At 42.4% G+C, this 15,958-nt stretch carries 21 protein-coding genes and 1 other RNA gene; 16 read left to right on the plus strand and 6 right to left on the minus strand.

Annotated features, from left to right (window positions below; genetic code table 11):
* Nucleotides 1–6 precede the first annotated feature (6 nt).
* Nucleotides 7–666: an endonuclease III gene (gene nth, locus LJF29_RS04065; RefSeq protein ID WP_229147103.1), complete on the plus strand. Its 660-nt coding sequence runs from the start codon at nucleotides 7–9 to the stop codon at nucleotides 664–666.
* A complete protein-coding gene (locus LJF29_RS04070; protein ID WP_229147106.1) occupies nucleotides 663–1,157 on the plus strand; it encodes a YpoC family protein in 495 nt (164 codons plus the stop codon). The genes nth and LJF29_RS04070 overlap by 4 nt, the downstream gene beginning before the upstream one ends.
* A 73-nt stretch (nucleotides 1,158–1,230) precedes the next feature.
* Here the strand turns inward: LJF29_RS04070 and LJF29_RS04075 are convergent, their stop codons facing one another.
* Both LJF29_RS04075 and recU read right to left on the minus strand, forming a co-directional pair.
* Nucleotides 1,231–3,978: a PBP1A family penicillin-binding protein gene (locus LJF29_RS04075; protein ID WP_229147108.1), complete on the minus strand. Its 2,748-nt coding sequence runs from the start codon at nucleotides 3,976–3,978 to the stop codon at nucleotides 1,231–1,233.
* Between the two features lie 21 nt (nucleotides 3,979–3,999).
* The gene (recU, locus tag LJF29_RS04080; protein ID WP_010334705.1) at nucleotides 4,000–4,620 is read right to left on the minus strand and encodes a Holliday junction resolvase RecU; all 621 of its coding nucleotides are present in this window, start codon (nucleotides 4,618–4,620) and stop codon (nucleotides 4,000–4,002) included.
* Nucleotides 4,621–4,660: 40 nt separating this feature from the next.
* Here recU and LJF29_RS04085 point away from each other — a divergent pair, with 40 nt between their 5' ends.
* Nucleotides 4,661–5,623 carry a DUF2515 domain-containing protein gene (locus tag LJF29_RS04085; RefSeq protein WP_229147110.1) on the plus strand — a complete coding sequence of 321 codons (963 nt, stop codon included), beginning with the start codon at nucleotides 4,661–4,663 and terminating at the stop codon, nucleotides 5,621–5,623.
* A gap of 25 nt (nucleotides 5,624–5,648) precedes the next feature.
* Here LJF29_RS04085 and sspM read toward each other — a convergent pair whose 3' ends face one another.
* Entirely contained in the window at nucleotides 5,649–5,753 is a 105-nt protein-coding gene (sspM, locus tag LJF29_RS04090; protein WP_010334703.1) for an acid-soluble spore protein SspM, read from the minus strand.
* Nucleotides 5,754–5,950: 197 nt separating this feature from the next.
* On the opposite strand from sspM, the gene LJF29_RS04095 reads away from it, so the two are divergent.
* On the plus strand, nucleotides 5,951–6,196 hold the full coding sequence (locus LJF29_RS04095; protein WP_229147111.1) for a DUF5446 family protein: 246 nt from the start codon (nucleotides 5,951–5,953) through the stop codon (nucleotides 6,194–6,196).
* A 45-nt stretch (nucleotides 6,197–6,241) separates the two neighbouring features.
* Nucleotides 6,242–6,613 (plus strand): YppE family protein, encoded by a 372-nt coding sequence (locus LJF29_RS04100; protein ID WP_229147113.1) that lies wholly within the window; start codon nucleotides 6,242–6,244, stop codon nucleotides 6,611–6,613.
* 35 nt (nucleotides 6,614–6,648) lie between these two features.
* Here LJF29_RS04100 and LJF29_RS04105 read toward each other — a convergent pair whose 3' ends face one another.
* The gene (locus LJF29_RS04105) at nucleotides 6,649–6,837 is read right to left on the minus strand and encodes a YppF family protein (protein ID WP_101864425.1); all 189 of its coding nucleotides are present in this window, start codon (nucleotides 6,835–6,837) and stop codon (nucleotides 6,649–6,651) included.
* Nucleotides 6,838–7,024: 187 nt separating this feature from the next.
* Here LJF29_RS04105 and LJF29_RS04110 point away from each other — a divergent pair, with 187 nt between their 5' ends.
* A complete protein-coding gene (locus LJF29_RS04110) occupies nucleotides 7,025–7,399 on the plus strand; it encodes a YppG family protein (protein WP_229147115.1) in 375 nt (124 codons plus the stop codon).
* A gap of 21 nt (nucleotides 7,400–7,420) precedes the next feature.
* Here the strand turns inward: LJF29_RS04110 and LJF29_RS04115 are convergent, their stop codons facing one another.
* Nucleotides 7,421–7,840, minus strand: a complete 420-nt coding sequence (locus LJF29_RS04115; RefSeq protein ID WP_229147117.1) for an Hsp20/alpha crystallin family protein — start codon at nucleotides 7,838–7,840, stop codon at nucleotides 7,421–7,423.
* A 136-nt stretch (nucleotides 7,841–7,976) separates the two neighbouring features.
* Here LJF29_RS04115 and LJF29_RS04120 point away from each other — a divergent pair, with 136 nt between their 5' ends.
* The 9 genes from LJF29_RS04120 to LJF29_RS04160 all read left to right on the plus strand — a co-directional run bounded on the left by LJF29_RS04120 (nucleotide 7,977) and on the right by LJF29_RS04160 (nucleotide 15,346).
* Nucleotides 7,977–8,483, plus strand: a complete 507-nt coding sequence (locus LJF29_RS04120; protein ID WP_229147119.1) for a PTS sugar transporter subunit IIA — start codon at nucleotides 7,977–7,979, stop codon at nucleotides 8,481–8,483.
* Between the two features lie 104 nt (nucleotides 8,484–8,587).
* Nucleotides 8,588–10,837, plus strand: a complete 2,250-nt coding sequence (mrfA, locus tag LJF29_RS04125) for an ATP-dependent helicase MrfA (protein ID WP_229147120.1) — start codon at nucleotides 8,588–8,590, stop codon at nucleotides 10,835–10,837.
* A gap of 16 nt (nucleotides 10,838–10,853) precedes the next feature.
* Complete coding sequence (locus LJF29_RS04130) at nucleotides 10,854–12,095, plus strand: ribonuclease H-like domain-containing protein (protein WP_229147122.1); 1,242 nt, start codon at nucleotides 10,854–10,856, stop codon at nucleotides 12,093–12,095.
* Nucleotides 12,096–12,195: 100 nt separating this feature from the next.
* On the plus strand, nucleotides 12,196–12,324 hold the full coding sequence (locus LJF29_RS04135) for a hypothetical protein (protein WP_003230707.1): 129 nt from the start codon (nucleotides 12,196–12,198) through the stop codon (nucleotides 12,322–12,324).
* Nucleotides 12,325–12,408: 84 nt separating this feature from the next.
* On the plus strand, nucleotides 12,409–12,636 hold the full coding sequence (gene cotD / locus LJF29_RS04140) for a spore coat protein CotD (RefSeq protein ID WP_010334694.1): 228 nt from the start codon (nucleotides 12,409–12,411) through the stop codon (nucleotides 12,634–12,636).
* 87 nt (nucleotides 12,637–12,723) lie between these two features.
* Nucleotides 12,724–13,269 (plus strand): DUF1273 domain-containing protein, encoded by a 546-nt coding sequence (locus LJF29_RS04145; RefSeq protein ID WP_229147124.1) that lies wholly within the window; start codon nucleotides 12,724–12,726, stop codon nucleotides 13,267–13,269.
* Nucleotides 13,270–13,347: 78 nt separating this feature from the next.
* Complete coding sequence (gene gpsB, locus LJF29_RS04150; RefSeq protein WP_010334692.1) at nucleotides 13,348–13,644, plus strand: cell division regulator GpsB; 297 nt, start codon at nucleotides 13,348–13,350, stop codon at nucleotides 13,642–13,644.
* 66 nt (nucleotides 13,645–13,710) lie between these two features.
* Nucleotides 13,711–14,092, plus strand: an RNA gene (gene rnpB / locus LJF29_RS04155) — RNase P RNA component class B.
* Nucleotides 14,093–14,188: 96 nt separating this feature from the next.
* The gene (locus tag LJF29_RS04160) at nucleotides 14,189–15,346 is read left to right on the plus strand and encodes a THUMP domain-containing class I SAM-dependent RNA methyltransferase (protein ID WP_229147129.1); all 1,158 of its coding nucleotides are present in this window, start codon (nucleotides 14,189–14,191) and stop codon (nucleotides 15,344–15,346) included.
* Between the two features lie 52 nt (nucleotides 15,347–15,398).
* Here the strand turns inward: LJF29_RS04160 and LJF29_RS04165 are convergent, their stop codons facing one another.
* Nucleotides 15,399–15,551: a YpzG family protein gene (locus LJF29_RS04165; RefSeq protein WP_003153548.1), complete on the minus strand. Its 153-nt coding sequence runs from the start codon at nucleotides 15,549–15,551 to the stop codon at nucleotides 15,399–15,401.
* A 161-nt stretch (nucleotides 15,552–15,712) separates the two neighbouring features.
* Between LJF29_RS04165 and LJF29_RS04170 the strand changes: the two genes are divergently transcribed.
* Nucleotides 15,713–15,910 (plus strand): hypothetical protein, encoded by a 198-nt coding sequence (locus tag LJF29_RS04170; protein WP_026014731.1) that lies wholly within the window; start codon nucleotides 15,713–15,715, stop codon nucleotides 15,908–15,910.
* The last annotated feature ends 48 nt before the right edge of the window (nucleotides 15,911–15,958 follow it).

The raw sequence follows: 15,958 nt of genomic DNA on the forward strand, positions 1-15,958 counted from the left end.
ACAATCGTGTTAAATCTAAAACAAATTGAATTCTGTTTAGAGAAGATAGGCGACATGTTTCCCCACGCGGAGTGTGAACTTGTTCATTCCAATCCTTTTGAATTAGTGGTGGCAGTCGCATTATCTGCGCAATGTACAGACGCACTTGTAAACAGGGTGACCAAAACATTATTTCAAAAATATAAACGGCCGGAAGACTATTTATCTGTTTCTCTGGAAGAGCTCCAGCAGGATATCAAATCAATCGGTTTGTACCGTAATAAAGCAAAAAATATTCAAAAGCTGAGCAAAATGATTATTGAAGATTATGGCGGAGAAGTACCGAAGGACCGTGATGAGCTAGTGAAACTCCCAGGAGTTGGCCGGAAGACTGCCAATGTTGTCGTATCTGTTGCCTTTGGCGTACCAGCCATTGCAGTGGATACACACGTCGAGAGGGTCAGCAAGCGTCTGGGCATCTGCCGATGGAAGGATTCTGTGCTGGAAGTCGAAAAGACGCTGATGCGCAAGGTTCCTAAAGAAGATTGGTCCGTTACTCATCATCGCCTCATATTCTTCGGTAGATATCATTGTAAGGCACAATCGCCGCGCTGTGCGGAATGTCCATTGATTTCTCTGTGCAGAGAAGGGCAGAAGAGAGATAAAAAAGGGCTGGTGAAACGATGACGGCAGCGAATGAATTGTTAGCTTCTTATGAGCAATATTTGCGCAGTCTAGGCCACATTGACTTCACCGATATCAAGGAAGCATTAAGGGTCAATCCTTTGTATTTTGACTTCTCTGAGACCACGCAAGACATATTGCCGTGGGAAAACAGCGCCAAGTACGTTCCGTATCTATTTCAAGTGTGGGAAGAAACAAAAGAATCACTTCTCCCTGTATTTCAAACAAGAAAGTCCAGATGCGACCAAAACGACATGCTTAAAGGGATTGTATGTTTACTTGTTTCATTTCACTGGACAGCGGGTGAGCGGGTGATGTCGCTGAATTGGTCAGAACTGACAAAAAAATCATTTCCGGCTAAGCCGATTAATTGGGCTGAACGAGTGGAGTTTATTCTGCTGAAGCCGACCCAATATCATTGCTTTATCCAGCTAGATGAACTTTTTACAGAAATGAAAAAGCATTTTTATAAGCATCACGCGATGAAACGATAAAGCCTCCCCTAAAAAGGGAGGTTTTATTGTGCAGAAAAAAGCCATCACCTTTAAAAGGGTGATGGCTTTGTCTTTAATTCGTTTTTTCAGTTGATGATGAATTCGTTTGTGTATTGCCAGATGTATTCGTTTTGTTTTTATCTGTATCCGTTCCTGTTGAATCGTCTGTTGAGTCACCATCTGACGCATCTTCTTCTTTGCGGCCATTGTTATTGCTGCTGTTATCTTTAGATGGGTCTTGGTTGCTGTTGTCAGACGGGTTGGTGTTCGTGTTGTCTTGTTTTTTGTCTTGATCGTTTGTTGAATCATCTATCTGATCTTGATCTTTCTGACTGTCATCTGTTTGAGAATCATCAGTTTGTGTGTCATCCTGAGTCTTCTCATCATCTTGATTTTCATCATCCGTTTGCTGCTGGTCTTTTTTATCTTCATCCTCTTCGGCTTTTGGCACTTCATAGGATGTCGACGCTGAACTTTTGCCATCATCACTGACGGCTGTCACTTCGAATTTGTATACAGAGCCTGGCTGCACGCCCGAAATGACTGCCTCTTTTGCAGAGCTGTTTTGAATTTCAGAGTAGCTGCCGCCATCAACAGATTGCTTAACAGCAAAGGTCGCATCTCCGTCGTAATTCCAGCTTAATGTCAATGATTGATTGTCTTTATCATATTTCACACTTAAACCAGACAGTTTTGCTGTTTCTTCTTTTTCTTCTTTCTCATATGTTTTAGAAACAGTAGTAGGAGTCGTACCTTTTACAAAATACTCTGTGAGCTTTTTAGCGCTTGGCGTATTCGGCCCTGCCAGTTTTGCCGGGTTAGAGCCTTTTTCTACAGTGGCTTCCACTACGCTGTCAGGCTTCTCAAATGATCCGCTTCCGTCATCGACTTGGGCGATGAGCTGTGCAAATAGACGTTTTGCAACTTGTTGTTCTGTATGATTTAAAGATTTTTTCCCTAACTTGTTTTTTGAATCTACACCTGTCCATACAGCAGCAGTGTACTGAGGTGTATACCCGACAAACCAGGAATCAGGCACACCGCCAGAGGCGATATTGTACTTTTGTATAGTATCTTCATCAAAGTTTGTTGTTCCAGTTTTACCGGCTACCTCGACTCCAGGTACTTGTGCAAGCTGTCCAGTACCTGTCTTAACAGCTGTTTTCAGCATATCTGTAATCATAAAGGCTGTATAATCGCTCATTGCTGACTTTGATTTCGGTGTTAAGTCAAGCTTTGTTCCATCGTTAAATTCAATAGACTTCACAAAATGCGGTTCATTATATGTTCCGTTATTTCCAAATGCGCTGTATGCTCCTGCCATCGTCAGTGAAGAGACACCCGGGTTGTCATCTCCGAATCCTCCAATAGAATAGGATTCATACACTTTTTCCTTATTTAAACCGAGTCCCAATCCGTTAGCAAAATCCACTGCAGTGTCTTTTCCGACTGCTTGGAATGCTTTTAAAGCTGGGATATTACGGGATTGTGCCAGTGCTTCCCGCATGGACATAGGCCCTTTATATCGTCGGTCAAAGTCACGGATAGGTGTTCCATCTGAATACGTGTAAGCTGAGTCATCAATTTGCTCGTAAGTTGACCATTTTTTATTTTCAATAACTGGTCCGTAGTCGAGAATTGGTTTTATCGTAGAACCAGGCTGAGTTTTTCCTTGTGTGGCATAGTTGAAGCCCCCAACCGTTGAATTTCTTCCGGAACCGATTGCCCGGACTTCACCGGTTTTTGTGTCAAGAAGCGACACGCCGCCTTGCATGCCTTCAGTAAATCCGACAGTGTCCCCATCCATTAATTCATCTAAAGTGTCTTGTGCTTTTGTATCTAGTGTTGTATAGATCTTTAATCCGTCAGCAGATGGATCGACATCAGATTTTTCATCTATTTCTTTCATGACTTCATCGACAAACGCACTGTATTTGTTTGAATTTGTTTTTTCATATTCCTTCTGTGAAACAACGCCTTCGTCTTTCATCGCCACTTTTTTGGCTTTAGTATATTCAGAATCAGAAATAAATCCTTGCTTTTTCATCAGGCTGAGTACAATGTTCCGTCTTTTTTCCGCTTTATCAGGGTTTTTAACCGGATTGTAAGCTGTCGGACTCTGCGGCATACCCGCAAGTGTCGCAGCCTGTTCCACTGTCAATTTGCTTAAATCAGTGACGCCGAAAAATTCTTCCGCCGCTTTTCCGATTCCGTAGGCTCTAGGAGAAAAATAAATTCGGTTTAAATACATTTCTAAAATTTCATCTTTAGAATAATTACGTTCCAGCTGTATAGAAAGCCAGACTTCCTGCACCTTCCGTTTTAGCGTTTTCTGATGTGACAGAAGGGAGTTCTTGACGACCTGCTGGGTGATGGTACTTCCGCCTTCAGCTCCGAAGCCGTCTTTAAAGTTGGCGACTAAGGCGCCTCCGATACGGACAGGGTCAATCCCGTGGTGTTCGTAAAAACGTGCGTCCTCTGTCGCGATAAAGGCTTCTTTTACGACATCAGGTATTTCATCTATCGAGACGTAGGTACGCTTTTCGGCACCGACTTCTGCGACTTCTTTTCCGTTTTTATCATAAATTGTCGATGAATAAGGCGTCTTCAATTTGTTTTCGTCCAGTGATGGCGCATCAGAAACCATGACGGCAAATGTTACAGCACCGCCGACTACGCCTAAAACAAACAGAATGAGTAAAGTGAATAGCGTCTTTTTAAATAATCCGCCTTTTTTTCGTTTCTTGCCTTTTTTCGGTGAAGGGCTCGACTTGCTGTTCGCTTTACGCCGAGCTTCACGGCTCGTAAATTGATCTGACATAACATCTCAACCTTTCGTTAATCAACCTTTCGCACTTGATGATGGCGAAAAATAAAGCTGCTCAATAATACTAATATAATCAATTCTTGGCGCGTATCCAAGAGAAATCGGATAAGCTGCTTCCTCTAACTCATCTTTTCGAATGGATTTTCTGCCATTTTTTTCTTTTCTTTCCCAGAAATAAAACAGCCTATCAGCTTCTAAAAAATAAACCTGACCGAAAGCGGATATAATAACAAAACAAATACCGTCTTGAGCCGTTACCTGCTTCATATGCTCAATTTGATGGTCATGAAAATTCTGCAGGGGGAAAGAGGTTGTGTTTTTTGTCTCTTTCGCCTCAAAGTCAATGTACCGCCCTTTATAAATTCCGTTATAATCTGTTGTCGATGATTGCTTAAAATAGGCTTCTTTTATGACTGCAGCGCTTCTTTTTGGATAATGGACATTTACAATTTGAACAGGTGTCGGCTTTTTGTGTATCACGGCAATTTGGTTTGTCAGATAATACTTATTCGTTTCGTTTAAGTCATCTTCGAGGGTCATTCCGCGATTACTGTAAGATGGCGCTCTTTTATGACTGCTTTGGGATGAAACCGGATGTTTCGGCTGAAACGTTTTTCCGTTAGGATACCGAATCACTTTCTCATCCTCCTTATTAAACTATTAGTGACGGAAGTGAATGAACGTGCAAGAACAACAGGCCATCAGAAAACTTCTTCGCCGGATTGAGCGGCAGACGGCAGTCAAAAACGCCGATAATATTTCAAGAACGAATGCTTATAAAGCATTCTATGACCGTCATCCGGAAATTAAATGGTCGCTCCTAGCTTCCTTCGTTTCACGCAATGCCGGCTGGTCAATGACTGATTTAAAGGGCAGTCTGTTTCAGCTTGGTCTGCGTGAGTCACAGCAAAGGTGGTTCTTTTTGGCCTATGAGAGAGCGAATTGGCTCATCTTTTCAGATGCCTATCCGCAGCTTCTTTTGTACCACTGGTCTGTAAAAATCGGGAAGCCCCTGTTCAGCTATCTGCAATTGTTTGGCGTATCACAATTTATGACAGAAGAGTGGACCCGTTTTTGGCATGAACGAAACACGGAGCGGCTCATGTATGCTCTCATTATAAATGAACAAAACACTATCCAAACACCTATTATACAAAATCCTTCGTTCAAAAAGAACGTTTTTGGCACGATTCCTTTTTATTTAAGTGACTGGTTTCATTTTAACACCGTTATTTTTCCATCTTCAGACGGCATTCTTTACGGTGTTTCGGCCAAGCGTTTTTCTAAAACCGAAGAGAGGATTAAGCTCGGTAAACAGCTGTCACAATTGCTGTTCAGCCCGGAACTGTTTTCTTCTTTTTATGACTTTTTGCACACAGTGCCGCATACGGGCTCCCGTTTTGATATGGAAAAAATGATCGGAATCACAAAAAGAACATCTCCTATGCTAAGGACATGCTACCCTGAATTAACTCACTCATTAGACGGAAAGAAAACAGATTGGTTTCATGGAAAGATAAAGAAAGGCTTCTTTGCGCGTGAGGCATTACCGCAGCAGATAGAATTGACTGACTGGTATGTAAACAAAAAACGTCAGCTGCATGCGCTTTTTGCAGTGGAGCATTGGCTGAAGAAATAAAAGAAGCAAGGAATTTCCTTGCTTCTTACGTAGAAGGACGGTTCGGGCCGCCTAGTTTTTTATCTAAAGAATCAACTGCTTTTGATTCAGTCTTTTTTTGCTGGCCGGCTTTTTTCGGTCTGGATTTCATACGGCACCTCCTCACAAGTATCGTGTGCATTAAGCATGAGGATCATACAATTTTTGCGTGTCTTTTTGTCGAAAACTTCAGCTTTTCGTGGAATACCTGTTTGTTTGGCGATTTGCTTCTAGTTTTGTCATGCGGAAGGATTGCGCCGTACGAGCAAAGAATTTAACCGGGAGAGAAGAGTAAAGGGAGGAACACAAATGTCCGGTTACGTAAGCAAGACAGATATTCTCCGAATGCTTTCTGATATAGAAACTGAATTAAACTGTGCTGAACAGAGCCTTAGCCGTTCTATAGATGTATTCGAGGCTGAAATGCATGAAACAGAGCACGAACGTTTGAGTGTTCTGGAAGAAGAAATCATGGATCTTCATATATGCATAAACGAGCTGTACCGATCTCCTCAAGAGAGGTATGCTGTGGACAAGGTATATCGCATCGGCTGAATTTATGAGAAAAATTTGGTACGATAAGCTTTGAGGTGAAGGATGTTGCAACCACAAACACTGCTGAAACTTACCGAACAGATGATTGAAGCCGCTGAGAAAGGTGCTGCACGTTATCAGGAAGGGAAAGAAAATAACCATTCGTACGATTTTTATGAAACGATTAAGCCTGCTGTCGAGGAAAATGATTCTCTGGCAGCTCACTGGGCGGAAGGGGCGCTTGAATTTATAAAAGCACGCCGCCCGAAATACGTGCATGCTGAGCAAATAGAGACTGCAAAGGATAATTTCCTGGAATTGATTCTTCAGTCATATGTTCATCATATTCATAAAAAGCGATTCAAAGACATCACTGAATCAGTCGTTTACACATTGCAGACAGTGAGGGATGAAATTGCAAGTGAAGACAGCCAATAAAGGCTGTCTTCATTTTTATTATAGGGGGCCGGACGTTAATTCAGCTCATATGCCGGGCTTTCTGCTCCATTTGCTTCCAGAACCTTCATACTGTTACGAAATTCAGTTGCATTGAGGTGTCCTTGAATATAGAGGAACTTGGCAAAGTCCATCAGTTTATTCACACAGTCTGTTTCATATTTCTTCATTTCTGCAAAACGTTTGCTTAAGTATGATACGTTCATTATGGTGCATCCCCTCTCATCTGTATGGAAAATATGGTATCATAATGATTCGACTTTTTTCTGTTTTTAAAAAATTTAAACTTTCGACACAATTTGACAAACACGCTTAATGGCATCAGACACAAACAATAGAAATGATTCATACATATAGAGGAGAGAAATATGTTGAGTCTAGGGGGAATTCGCAATGGAAAGAAGACCTCAAAACAATCCTCGGCAATTGGGTTATTATTATCCTCAGCAAATGCAGGTATATTATCACCAGAATGCGCCTGTTCATTCTGAACCATACGTTCCGCAGCATTACGGACAACAGGAGTTTTATCAGCCGTATATTCCGCCTCAGTCTATGCCTATGCAGCCGCCTGTATTTCCTAATCCTTATCCTATCGCAAGACCGAATCAGCAGCAGCCTTCACAGGTTCAAAGTATTATGTCACAATTCAAAAAAGCGAACGGGCAGTTTGACTTTAATAAAATGATGGATACAACAGGCCAAGTTATGAGTGCCATGAATCAAGTTGGCTCATTAATAAAGGGGTTTACCAGCTTTTTTAAATAAGAGAAGCATGAATGAATCAAATCATTCATGCTTATTTTTTGGGAAGAAAAGCGTCATTGTCTGCTCACTCCATGACGTTTCCATTTCTTCCTGATGCACTTCATAAGGCAGCTGTACGGTCCTTGTCATGCTTGTTAATGTGGAGGCGTTTTGCTCCTTCTGTTTTTCCTGAAGCGTTACATGGAGGTACCGGGACTTAATGTCGATGAGAATCTCGCCGTCTCGAAACGTTGCTGGAATTGTGATATCGACATACAGACCCTCATCACTTTCTCTGACGTCTATCGTTGTCTGTACATCTTTGAAACTAGAGTCGATCAGGTTTTGAAAACCATGTAAAAGATTTCCTAATGCAGAAGATTGAAACAGATGGTCCATTGCTTGATTGATGATCTCTTCTTTCTTAGACAATTCATTCTTTTCGTCATCTTTAAAATCCAAATAAGCCACCGCCTTTTTTAATCAGACTATGCGTTTGTGCCAGATGTTGTTATAAATTGAAGCGAAATTGAAAGTGTGGTTAAATAGGTGGTGAATGAAGGGATAACGGTTGATGAATTGGAAGGGAGATAACACATTGCTGAAAAAATTATTCGGAATGGGAAAATCAGAGGACAAAAGTACGGAAGAGGTCATCTATTCTCCGGCAGACGGGACGGTAATGGATCTCACAGATGTGCCGGACCCTGTTTTTTCACAAAAAATGATGGGCGAAGGAATTGCAGTTGAACCCTCTAATGGTGAAATTGTTTCACCTGTTGAAGGTGAAGTGATTCAGCTGTTTCATACAAAACACGCTGTGGGCATCCGGGCACGTTCGGGAATCGAGCTGTTAATTCACGTCGGTTTAGAAACCGTAAATATGAACGGAGAAGGATTTACCGCTCATATTAAAGAAGGTGACAAAGTAAAGGTCGGCGACCCGCTCATCACGTGTGATTTGGAGTTAATAAAAGAGAAAGCGAGCAGCGCAGTCATCCCTATCGTTATTATGAATGGGGAAGCTGTGGAAACAATAGAGCCTGCAGGTGAAAAGGCTGCACATAAAGGCGAAACAAAGCTGCTCACAATAAAAGCGAAATAAGCAGGGCGGATGCCTTGCTTTTTTGTTGTCCGATTGTATAAAATTTGCACCTAGCCATGCAAACAAATATTCGGTAAACTGTACTTGACAAAGAGGTGTAAAGAATGAAAAAGAAATCACTGACTGAACTCATTTCTGAATTAAAAGGAAATGAAAACGTTGTGAACTGGCATGAAATTGAGCCTCGTGAAGCAAGGACAAGACCGATGCCTGAACGTATAGATGAGAGAATCAAGACAGCCCTTTCTAAAAGGGGAATTGATGCCCTATATACCCACCAATATTCCGCTTTTCAATATGTGCAAAAAGGTGAAAGTATTGTAACTGTAACGCCTACGGCATCCGGAAAAACATTATGCTACAACCTGCCTGTCCTGCAATCTATCGCCGAAGACGATACAAACCGGGCGTTATATTTATTTCCTACTAAAGCGCTGGCCCAGGATCAAAAAAGTGAGCTCAATGAAATCATTGATGAGATGGGCATTGATATTAAAAGTTTTACATATGACGGAGACACATCTCCAGCGATCAGACAAAAGGTCAGAAAAGCAGGGCACATTGTGATTACAAACCCTGATATGCTCCACTCGGCCATTCTTCCGCATCATACAAAATGGGTGAGTTTGTTTGAAAACCTTAAATATATTGTGATAGACGAGCTGCACACGTATCGCGGTGTATTCGGAAGCCATGTCGCAAATGTAATCCGCCGGCTGAAACGGATCTGCCGGTTTTATGGTAGTGATCCGATCTTTATTTGTACCTCGGCGACGATCGCGAATCCGAAGGAATTGGGAGAGCAGCTGACCGGACACTCAATGAGGCTGGTCGATGACAACGGAGCGCCAAGCGGACGGAAGCACTTTGTATTTTATAATCCGCCAATTGTTAATCAGCCGCTTAACATCAGAAAAAGCGCAACTGTAGAAGTAAACGAGCTGGCGAAAGAGTTCCTGAAGAACAAAGTGCAGACCATTGTATTTGCCAGAAGCAGAGTGCGGGTGGAAATTATTTTAAGCCATATTCAGGAACTGGTGAAAAAAAAGATTGGGGCAAAGTCTATCAGAGGCTATCGGGGAGGATATCTTCCAAAAGAACGAAGAGAAATCGAAAGAGGGCTGCGAGAAGGCGAAATTCTTGGGGTTGTCAGCACAAATGCGCTGGAGCTCGGGGTTGATATCGGTCAGCTGCAGGTCTGTATCATGACCGGATATCCCGGAAGTGTGGCAAGTGCGTGGCAGCAGGCGGGGAGAGCCGGCAGAAGACACGGTGAGTCCTTGATTCTCATGGTGGCTAATTCAACGCCGCTTGACCAGTATATTGTGCGCCATCCTGAATACTTTTTTGACCGTTCGCCGGAATCGGCAAGAATCAACCCGGAGAATCTAATTATTTTAGTTGATCACTTAAAATGCGCTTCTTATGAGCTTCCTTTCAAAGCTGATGAAGAGTTCGGGCCGCTGGACGTCAGTGATATTCTCGAGTACCTTCAGGAAGAAGGTGTTCTGCACCGCAATGGGGAACGCTATCACTGGGCAAACGAATCGTTTCCTGCTTCAAATATCAGTCTGCGTTCGGCTTCACAAGAAAATGTGGTCATTGTCGATCAGACGGATATTGCGAATGTGAGAATCATCGGTGAAATGGATCGGTTTAGTGCGATGACACTTCTTCATGATGAAGCGATCTATTTGCATGAAGGCGTGCAATTCCAAGTGGAAAAGCTTGATTGGGATCATAAAAAAGCTTATGTCAGAAGAGTTGACGTGGAGTATTACACAGATGCCAATCTGGCAGTCCAGCTGAAGGTGCTGGAAATTGACAAAACAAAAGAGAGGGGCCGTACATCTTTACATTACGGCGATGTTACGGTAAATGCTTTGCCGACTATTTTTAAAAAGATTAAGATGACTACTTTTGAAAATATCGGTTCAGGCCCTATTCATTTACCGGAAGAAGAACTGCACACGAGTGCGGCTTGGCTTGAAATCAAAACCATTGATGAAGACATTGGAGAAAAGACACTCGAACAGCTGCTTCTCGGCATATCAAATGTTTTGCAGCATATTGTCCCTGTGTATATTATGTGTGACCGAAATGATGTCCATGTCGTTTCGCAAATCAAAGCTGCCCATACCGGTTTGCCAACGGTATTTTTGTATGACCATTATCCGGGCGGAATCGGCTTGGCAGAGGAAGTCTTTAAACGGTTTGCTGACATTAATGAAGCGGCTAAGCGGCTGGTAAAACAATGTCCTTGTCATGATGGCTGTCCGTCTTGTATAGGTACTGAAATAGAAGGAATAAAAGCCAAGGAACGAATTTTGCAGCTGTTGGATCAAATGTCATAAGGAAAGGAGGTTAGGCATGTCGTTAAAAGGAAAACTCCAGCGTATGAAAAAGCATATGGTGCTGGAGGAAGCAGAACACAAGATAGAAGAGAATGGGACTTCAGACATTCGCTCTGATATACCGTTTCTTAAAGAGTGGGAGGCTTATGGTGTGAAGCCTTTCTTCTTTGAGGATGAATACTGTCTAATCAGGGAAGTGGAATATCCGCTCTCCCATCGGCACGGACATTACTGTTTTTCCGAGCTGGATGAAGTCATCGCGCTATGGAACAAAAGCAGCCTCTCGCATACATTATCTGCAAAAGGATATGAAAACAATAGCCTCTTTTTCTTTGATACAGAAACAACAGGTCTTGGCGGGGGAGCCGGCAATACGATTTTTTTGCTCGGCCATGCAAGGGTATATAAAGATCGAGTGGCGGTCAAACAGCATCTTCTGCCGAAACCGGGGAATGAAGTCGCCTTGTATCAGAGCTTTTTAAGCGAGGTTGATATTACGTCACTTGTAACCTACAACGGAAAAGCTTTTGATTGGCCGCAGGTAAAAACAAGGCATACGTTGATTCGTGACAGGCTCCCGAAGCTTCCGGAATTCGGGCATTTTGACCTCTTGCATGGGGCAAGGCGTTTGTGGAAGCACAAAATGGAACGCGTGTCGCTTGGCTCAGTTGAAAAAGAAGAACTCGGTGTACGCAGAAAAGAAGACACCCCGGGCTATTTGGCGCCGATGTTGTACTTTCATTTTATTAAGGCACAGGAACCGGATCTTTTAAAGGGTGTGCTGCACCATAATGAAATGGATGTGCTGTCGTTAATTTCACTGTACATTCATATGTCAAAGAAAATTCTTTCCGCTTCTGATGCGCCAAAAGAGCATGGTGAAGCTTACGCAATGGCCAAATGGTTTATGGCCCATAAGGAAACAGACCAAGCAATCAATCAGCTTGAAAGACTTAAAGAAAAGTCATTTGAAAATAAAGACAGAGCCCTTTTGGATTTATCATTGCTGTACAAAAAACAAAACCGCCTAGAAGACGCAGTCCTGCTTTGGGAGAAACTATCCCATTCTCAGCACCAAAAATGCAGGTACACTTCAGCGATAGAGCTTGCGAAATATTTTGAGCATAAGAAAAAGGAATTCGGGAAAGCTTTACATACAGCTGAACAATTACTTGCCGATGAGGCGTTCTTATCAGAAAAAGAAACGGAAAATCTGCGTGTGAGAATTGCCCGTCTGAAGAGGAAATATTCCTCTTAAATATTCCCCGGGAAAGCGCATAAGACGACTTCTTTCGCCATGAAATTTTTTTGCTGGATTCACAACGATTTTGTTGTAGAATACCGGCGAATCCTGTAAAATGACGTTAGTTATTTTTAAAGGGAGAGTTGGTATGTATAAGGGAGTTTTTTATTTGTTCTTCGTCGTTGTTTTTTTGATTGCTTTCGTATTTTCAAACTTTAAAGACAGCTTAATCGCACACTTTTAAAATAGGTCTTTGCATCAGAACATGTACCCCCTATTTTTCATAGCTTAGTATTGTAATAAAGTTTATGGAAAGGGGATTAAAATTATGCATCACTGCAGACCGCACATGATGGCGCCGATTGTCCATCCTACTCATTGCTGTGAACACCATACGTTTTCAAATACAATCGTGCCGCACATTCACCCACAGCACACAACAAACGTAAATCACCAGCATTTCCAGCACGTTCACTACTTTCCACACACTTTCTCAAATGTTGATCCGGCTACGCATCAGCATTTTCAAGCAGGAAAACCTTGCTGCGACTACTAGTATGAAAACGTGCAGCTTGATGGTGTAACAACGCAGCACATCAAATGGGGCCCAATGGGAGCCCCATTTTTTAAAGCAGGTGAAATGATGAAGGTATTAGCAATAACAGGATATAAACCGTTTGAACTGGGGATATTTAAACAGGATGACAAGGCGCTGTATTACATAAAAAAAGCCATTAAGAACCGGCTGATTGCTTTTTTGGATGAAGGATTAGAATGGATTTTAATTTCAGGGCAGCTCGGAGCGGAACTCTGGTCGGCCGAAGCTGCATATGATTTGCAGGAAGAATACCCTGACTTAAAGGTGGCTGTTATCACACCATTTTACGAGCAGGAAAAGAACTGGAAAGAGCCGAATAAGGAACTGTATGAAGCTGTTCTGGCTCAGGCGGACTACGAGGCAAGCCTGACTCACCGTCCTTATGAAAGCCCGCTGCAATTTAAACAAAAAAATCAGTTCTTCATTGATAAGTCTGACGCGCTTATGCTTTTATATGACCCGGAAATGGATGGTTCCCCAAAGTATATGCTTGAGACAGCTGAAAAAAGACACGAACAGGATGGCTATCCGATCTACTTTATCACCATGGATGATCTTAGAGTGACAGTAGAGGAAGACAGCTATTCATAACAAAGAAAGAGAAATTTGACAATCGTACAGATTTCTGAAAAAATATAAGATGATGATTCACGATACGAGGTGAAAAAGATGCTTGCTGATAAAGTAAAGCTTTCTGCGAAAGACATTTTAGAAAAAGAATTTAAAACAGGCGTTAGAGGTTACAAACAAGAAGACGTTGACAAATTTTTAGATATGATCATTAAGGATTATGAAACCTTCCATCAAGAAATTGAAGAACTGCAACAGGAAAATCTGCAGCTGAAAAAACAGCTTGAAGAAGCCAGCAAAAAACAGCCAGTGCAATCAAACACAACGAACTTTGATATCTTAAAACGGCTGTCTAACTTAGAAAAGCATGTTTTTGGCAGCAAGCTTTATGATTGATCTGCGCTAGTAATAAATGGCGCTTGTAAATTCCAATCAGTTGTTATATAATAATTCATGTTCTTAACGTTCGGGTAATCGCTGCAGATCTTGAATCTGTAGAGGAAAGTCCATGCTCGCACGGTGCTGAGATGCCCGTAGTGTTCGTGCCTAGCGAAGTCATAAGCTAGGGCAGCCTTGATAGGCTGACGGCAGGAAAAAAGCCTACGTCCTTTGGATATGGCTGAGTATCCTTGAAAGTGCCACAGTGACGAAGTCTCACTAGAAATGGTGAGAGTGGAACGCGGTAAACCCCTCGAGCGAGAAACCCAAATTTTGGTAGGGGAACCTTCTTGACGGAATTCAACGGAGAGAAGGACAGAATGCTTTCTGTAGATAGATGATTGCCGCCTGAGTACGAGGTGATGAGCCGATTGCAGTACGACGGAACAAAACATGGCTTACAGAACGTTAGATCACTTAAATTAAATGATGAAATCAAGCTCTCCCGTCTAAGGAGAGCTTTTATCTTGATGAGAAAAGTTTTAAAAGACAGGGTGATACGATGAAGAAGTATACACTAATTGCAACAGCACCGATGGGAATTGAAGCTGTAGTTGCAAAAGAAGTTCGTGACTTAGGATATGAATGCAAGGTTGATAACGGAAAAATTATCTTTGAAGGTGATGCGCTTGCGATTTGCCGTGCGAATCTTTGGCTGAGAACGGCGGACCGCGTAAAGGTTCAAGTTGCTACATTTAAAGCGAAAACATTTGATGAGCTGTTTGAAAAAACGAAAGCGGTTAATTGGCGCTCATTTATACCGGAGAACGGGAAATTCCCTGTCATCGGTAAATCCGTTAAATCAACACTTGCAAGCGTTCCCGACTGTCAGCGGATCGTCAAAAAAGCGATTGTTGAAAAGCTCAAGCTGCAGTCCGGCAAAGCCAATGACTGGATCGAAGAAACAGGCGCCGAATATAAGGTGGAAATTTCTTTATTGAAAGATCAGGCGGTTATTACACTTGATACGTCAGGGACAGGCCTCCACAAACGAGGATACCGCGTGGATCAGGGAGGCGCGCCCATTAAAGAAACGCTTGCTGCCGCTTTGGTGCAATTAACAAATTGGACTCCGGACCGTCCATTTGTCGATCCTTTTTGCGGTTCCGGAACGATCGCGATTGAAGCGGCATTAATCGGCCAAAATATTGCCCCAGGATTTAACCGCGATTTTGTCTCAGAGGATTGGGAGTGGATCGGTAAAGATCTGTGGGACAAAGCACGGCTTGAAGTCGAAGAAAAGGCAAACTATGATCAGCCGCTTACGATTTTCGCCAGTGACGTAGATCACCGCATGGTGCAAATCGCAAAAGAAAATGCAGAGGAAGCGGGTTTGGGAGATTTAATTGAATTTAAGCAGATGCAGGTCAAAGACTTCACGACAAGTCTGGAGTTTGGCGTAATTGTCGGCAATCCGCCTTACGGAGAGCGTCTCGGCGAGAAAAAAGCCGTTGAGCAGATGTACAAAGAAATGGGACAGGCGTTCGAACCGCTTGATACGTGGTCTGTGTATATGCTGACTTCAAATGAAAATTTTGAGGAAGCATATGGAAGAAAAGCAACGAAGAAACGAAAGCTCTTTAATGGATTTATTAAAACGGATTACTATCAGTATTGGTCTAAAGTGAGACCTCAGCGTAAAAAAACGGAACACGCATAAAAAGAAGACGCTCTGAATGCGTCTTCTTTCATCTTTCAGCCATATTCTATCGTTACCAACGGTGCGCTTTCGCGTTACTTCTTAATATAATGTTGGTTTGGGACATTTCGGTGTGACCGTTTACTTGAGACTTAGAACGTTTAGGCCGCGTCCAATTGTGATGAAACAGTTCAGAATGCTGATCTAATCGGTCTTTATAACTCATGTCAACATCACTCCCTGATAGAATATTGTTGATAAGACGGATAGTCCATGACGGAGTATCAGTTGTAGTTTGTGCACATTTCAGTGATAACATGCGGAAAGCATGTATATAAAACGAAAAGTTCGCATACAATGATGATTATTTCAATTAGAGGTGATCTCATGCTGAACAGCGAACATTTTAATCTCATTCAAAGGGCGCTTGACGCAACCGCAAACGAGCTGAAGGAGCTCAGCAGAGCTGATGATGCGTCTCCGTCTGTGATTTCACATGCGCAAAATAATTTAGAAAAAGCGGTAGAACATATTCATTCAACAGACCATCCTTTTTTATCCTCGCATGTGATCAACCGAAAGTAATTCACAAAAAGCTTGGCACTGCCAAGTTTTTTTATTGTATTCAGCAGC

The sequence above is a fragment of the Bacillus sp. LBG-1-113 genome, assembly GCF_020708615.1.
GTDB classification, from domain to species: domain Bacteria; phylum Bacillota; class Bacilli; order Bacillales; family Bacillaceae; genus Bacillus; species Bacillus mojavensis.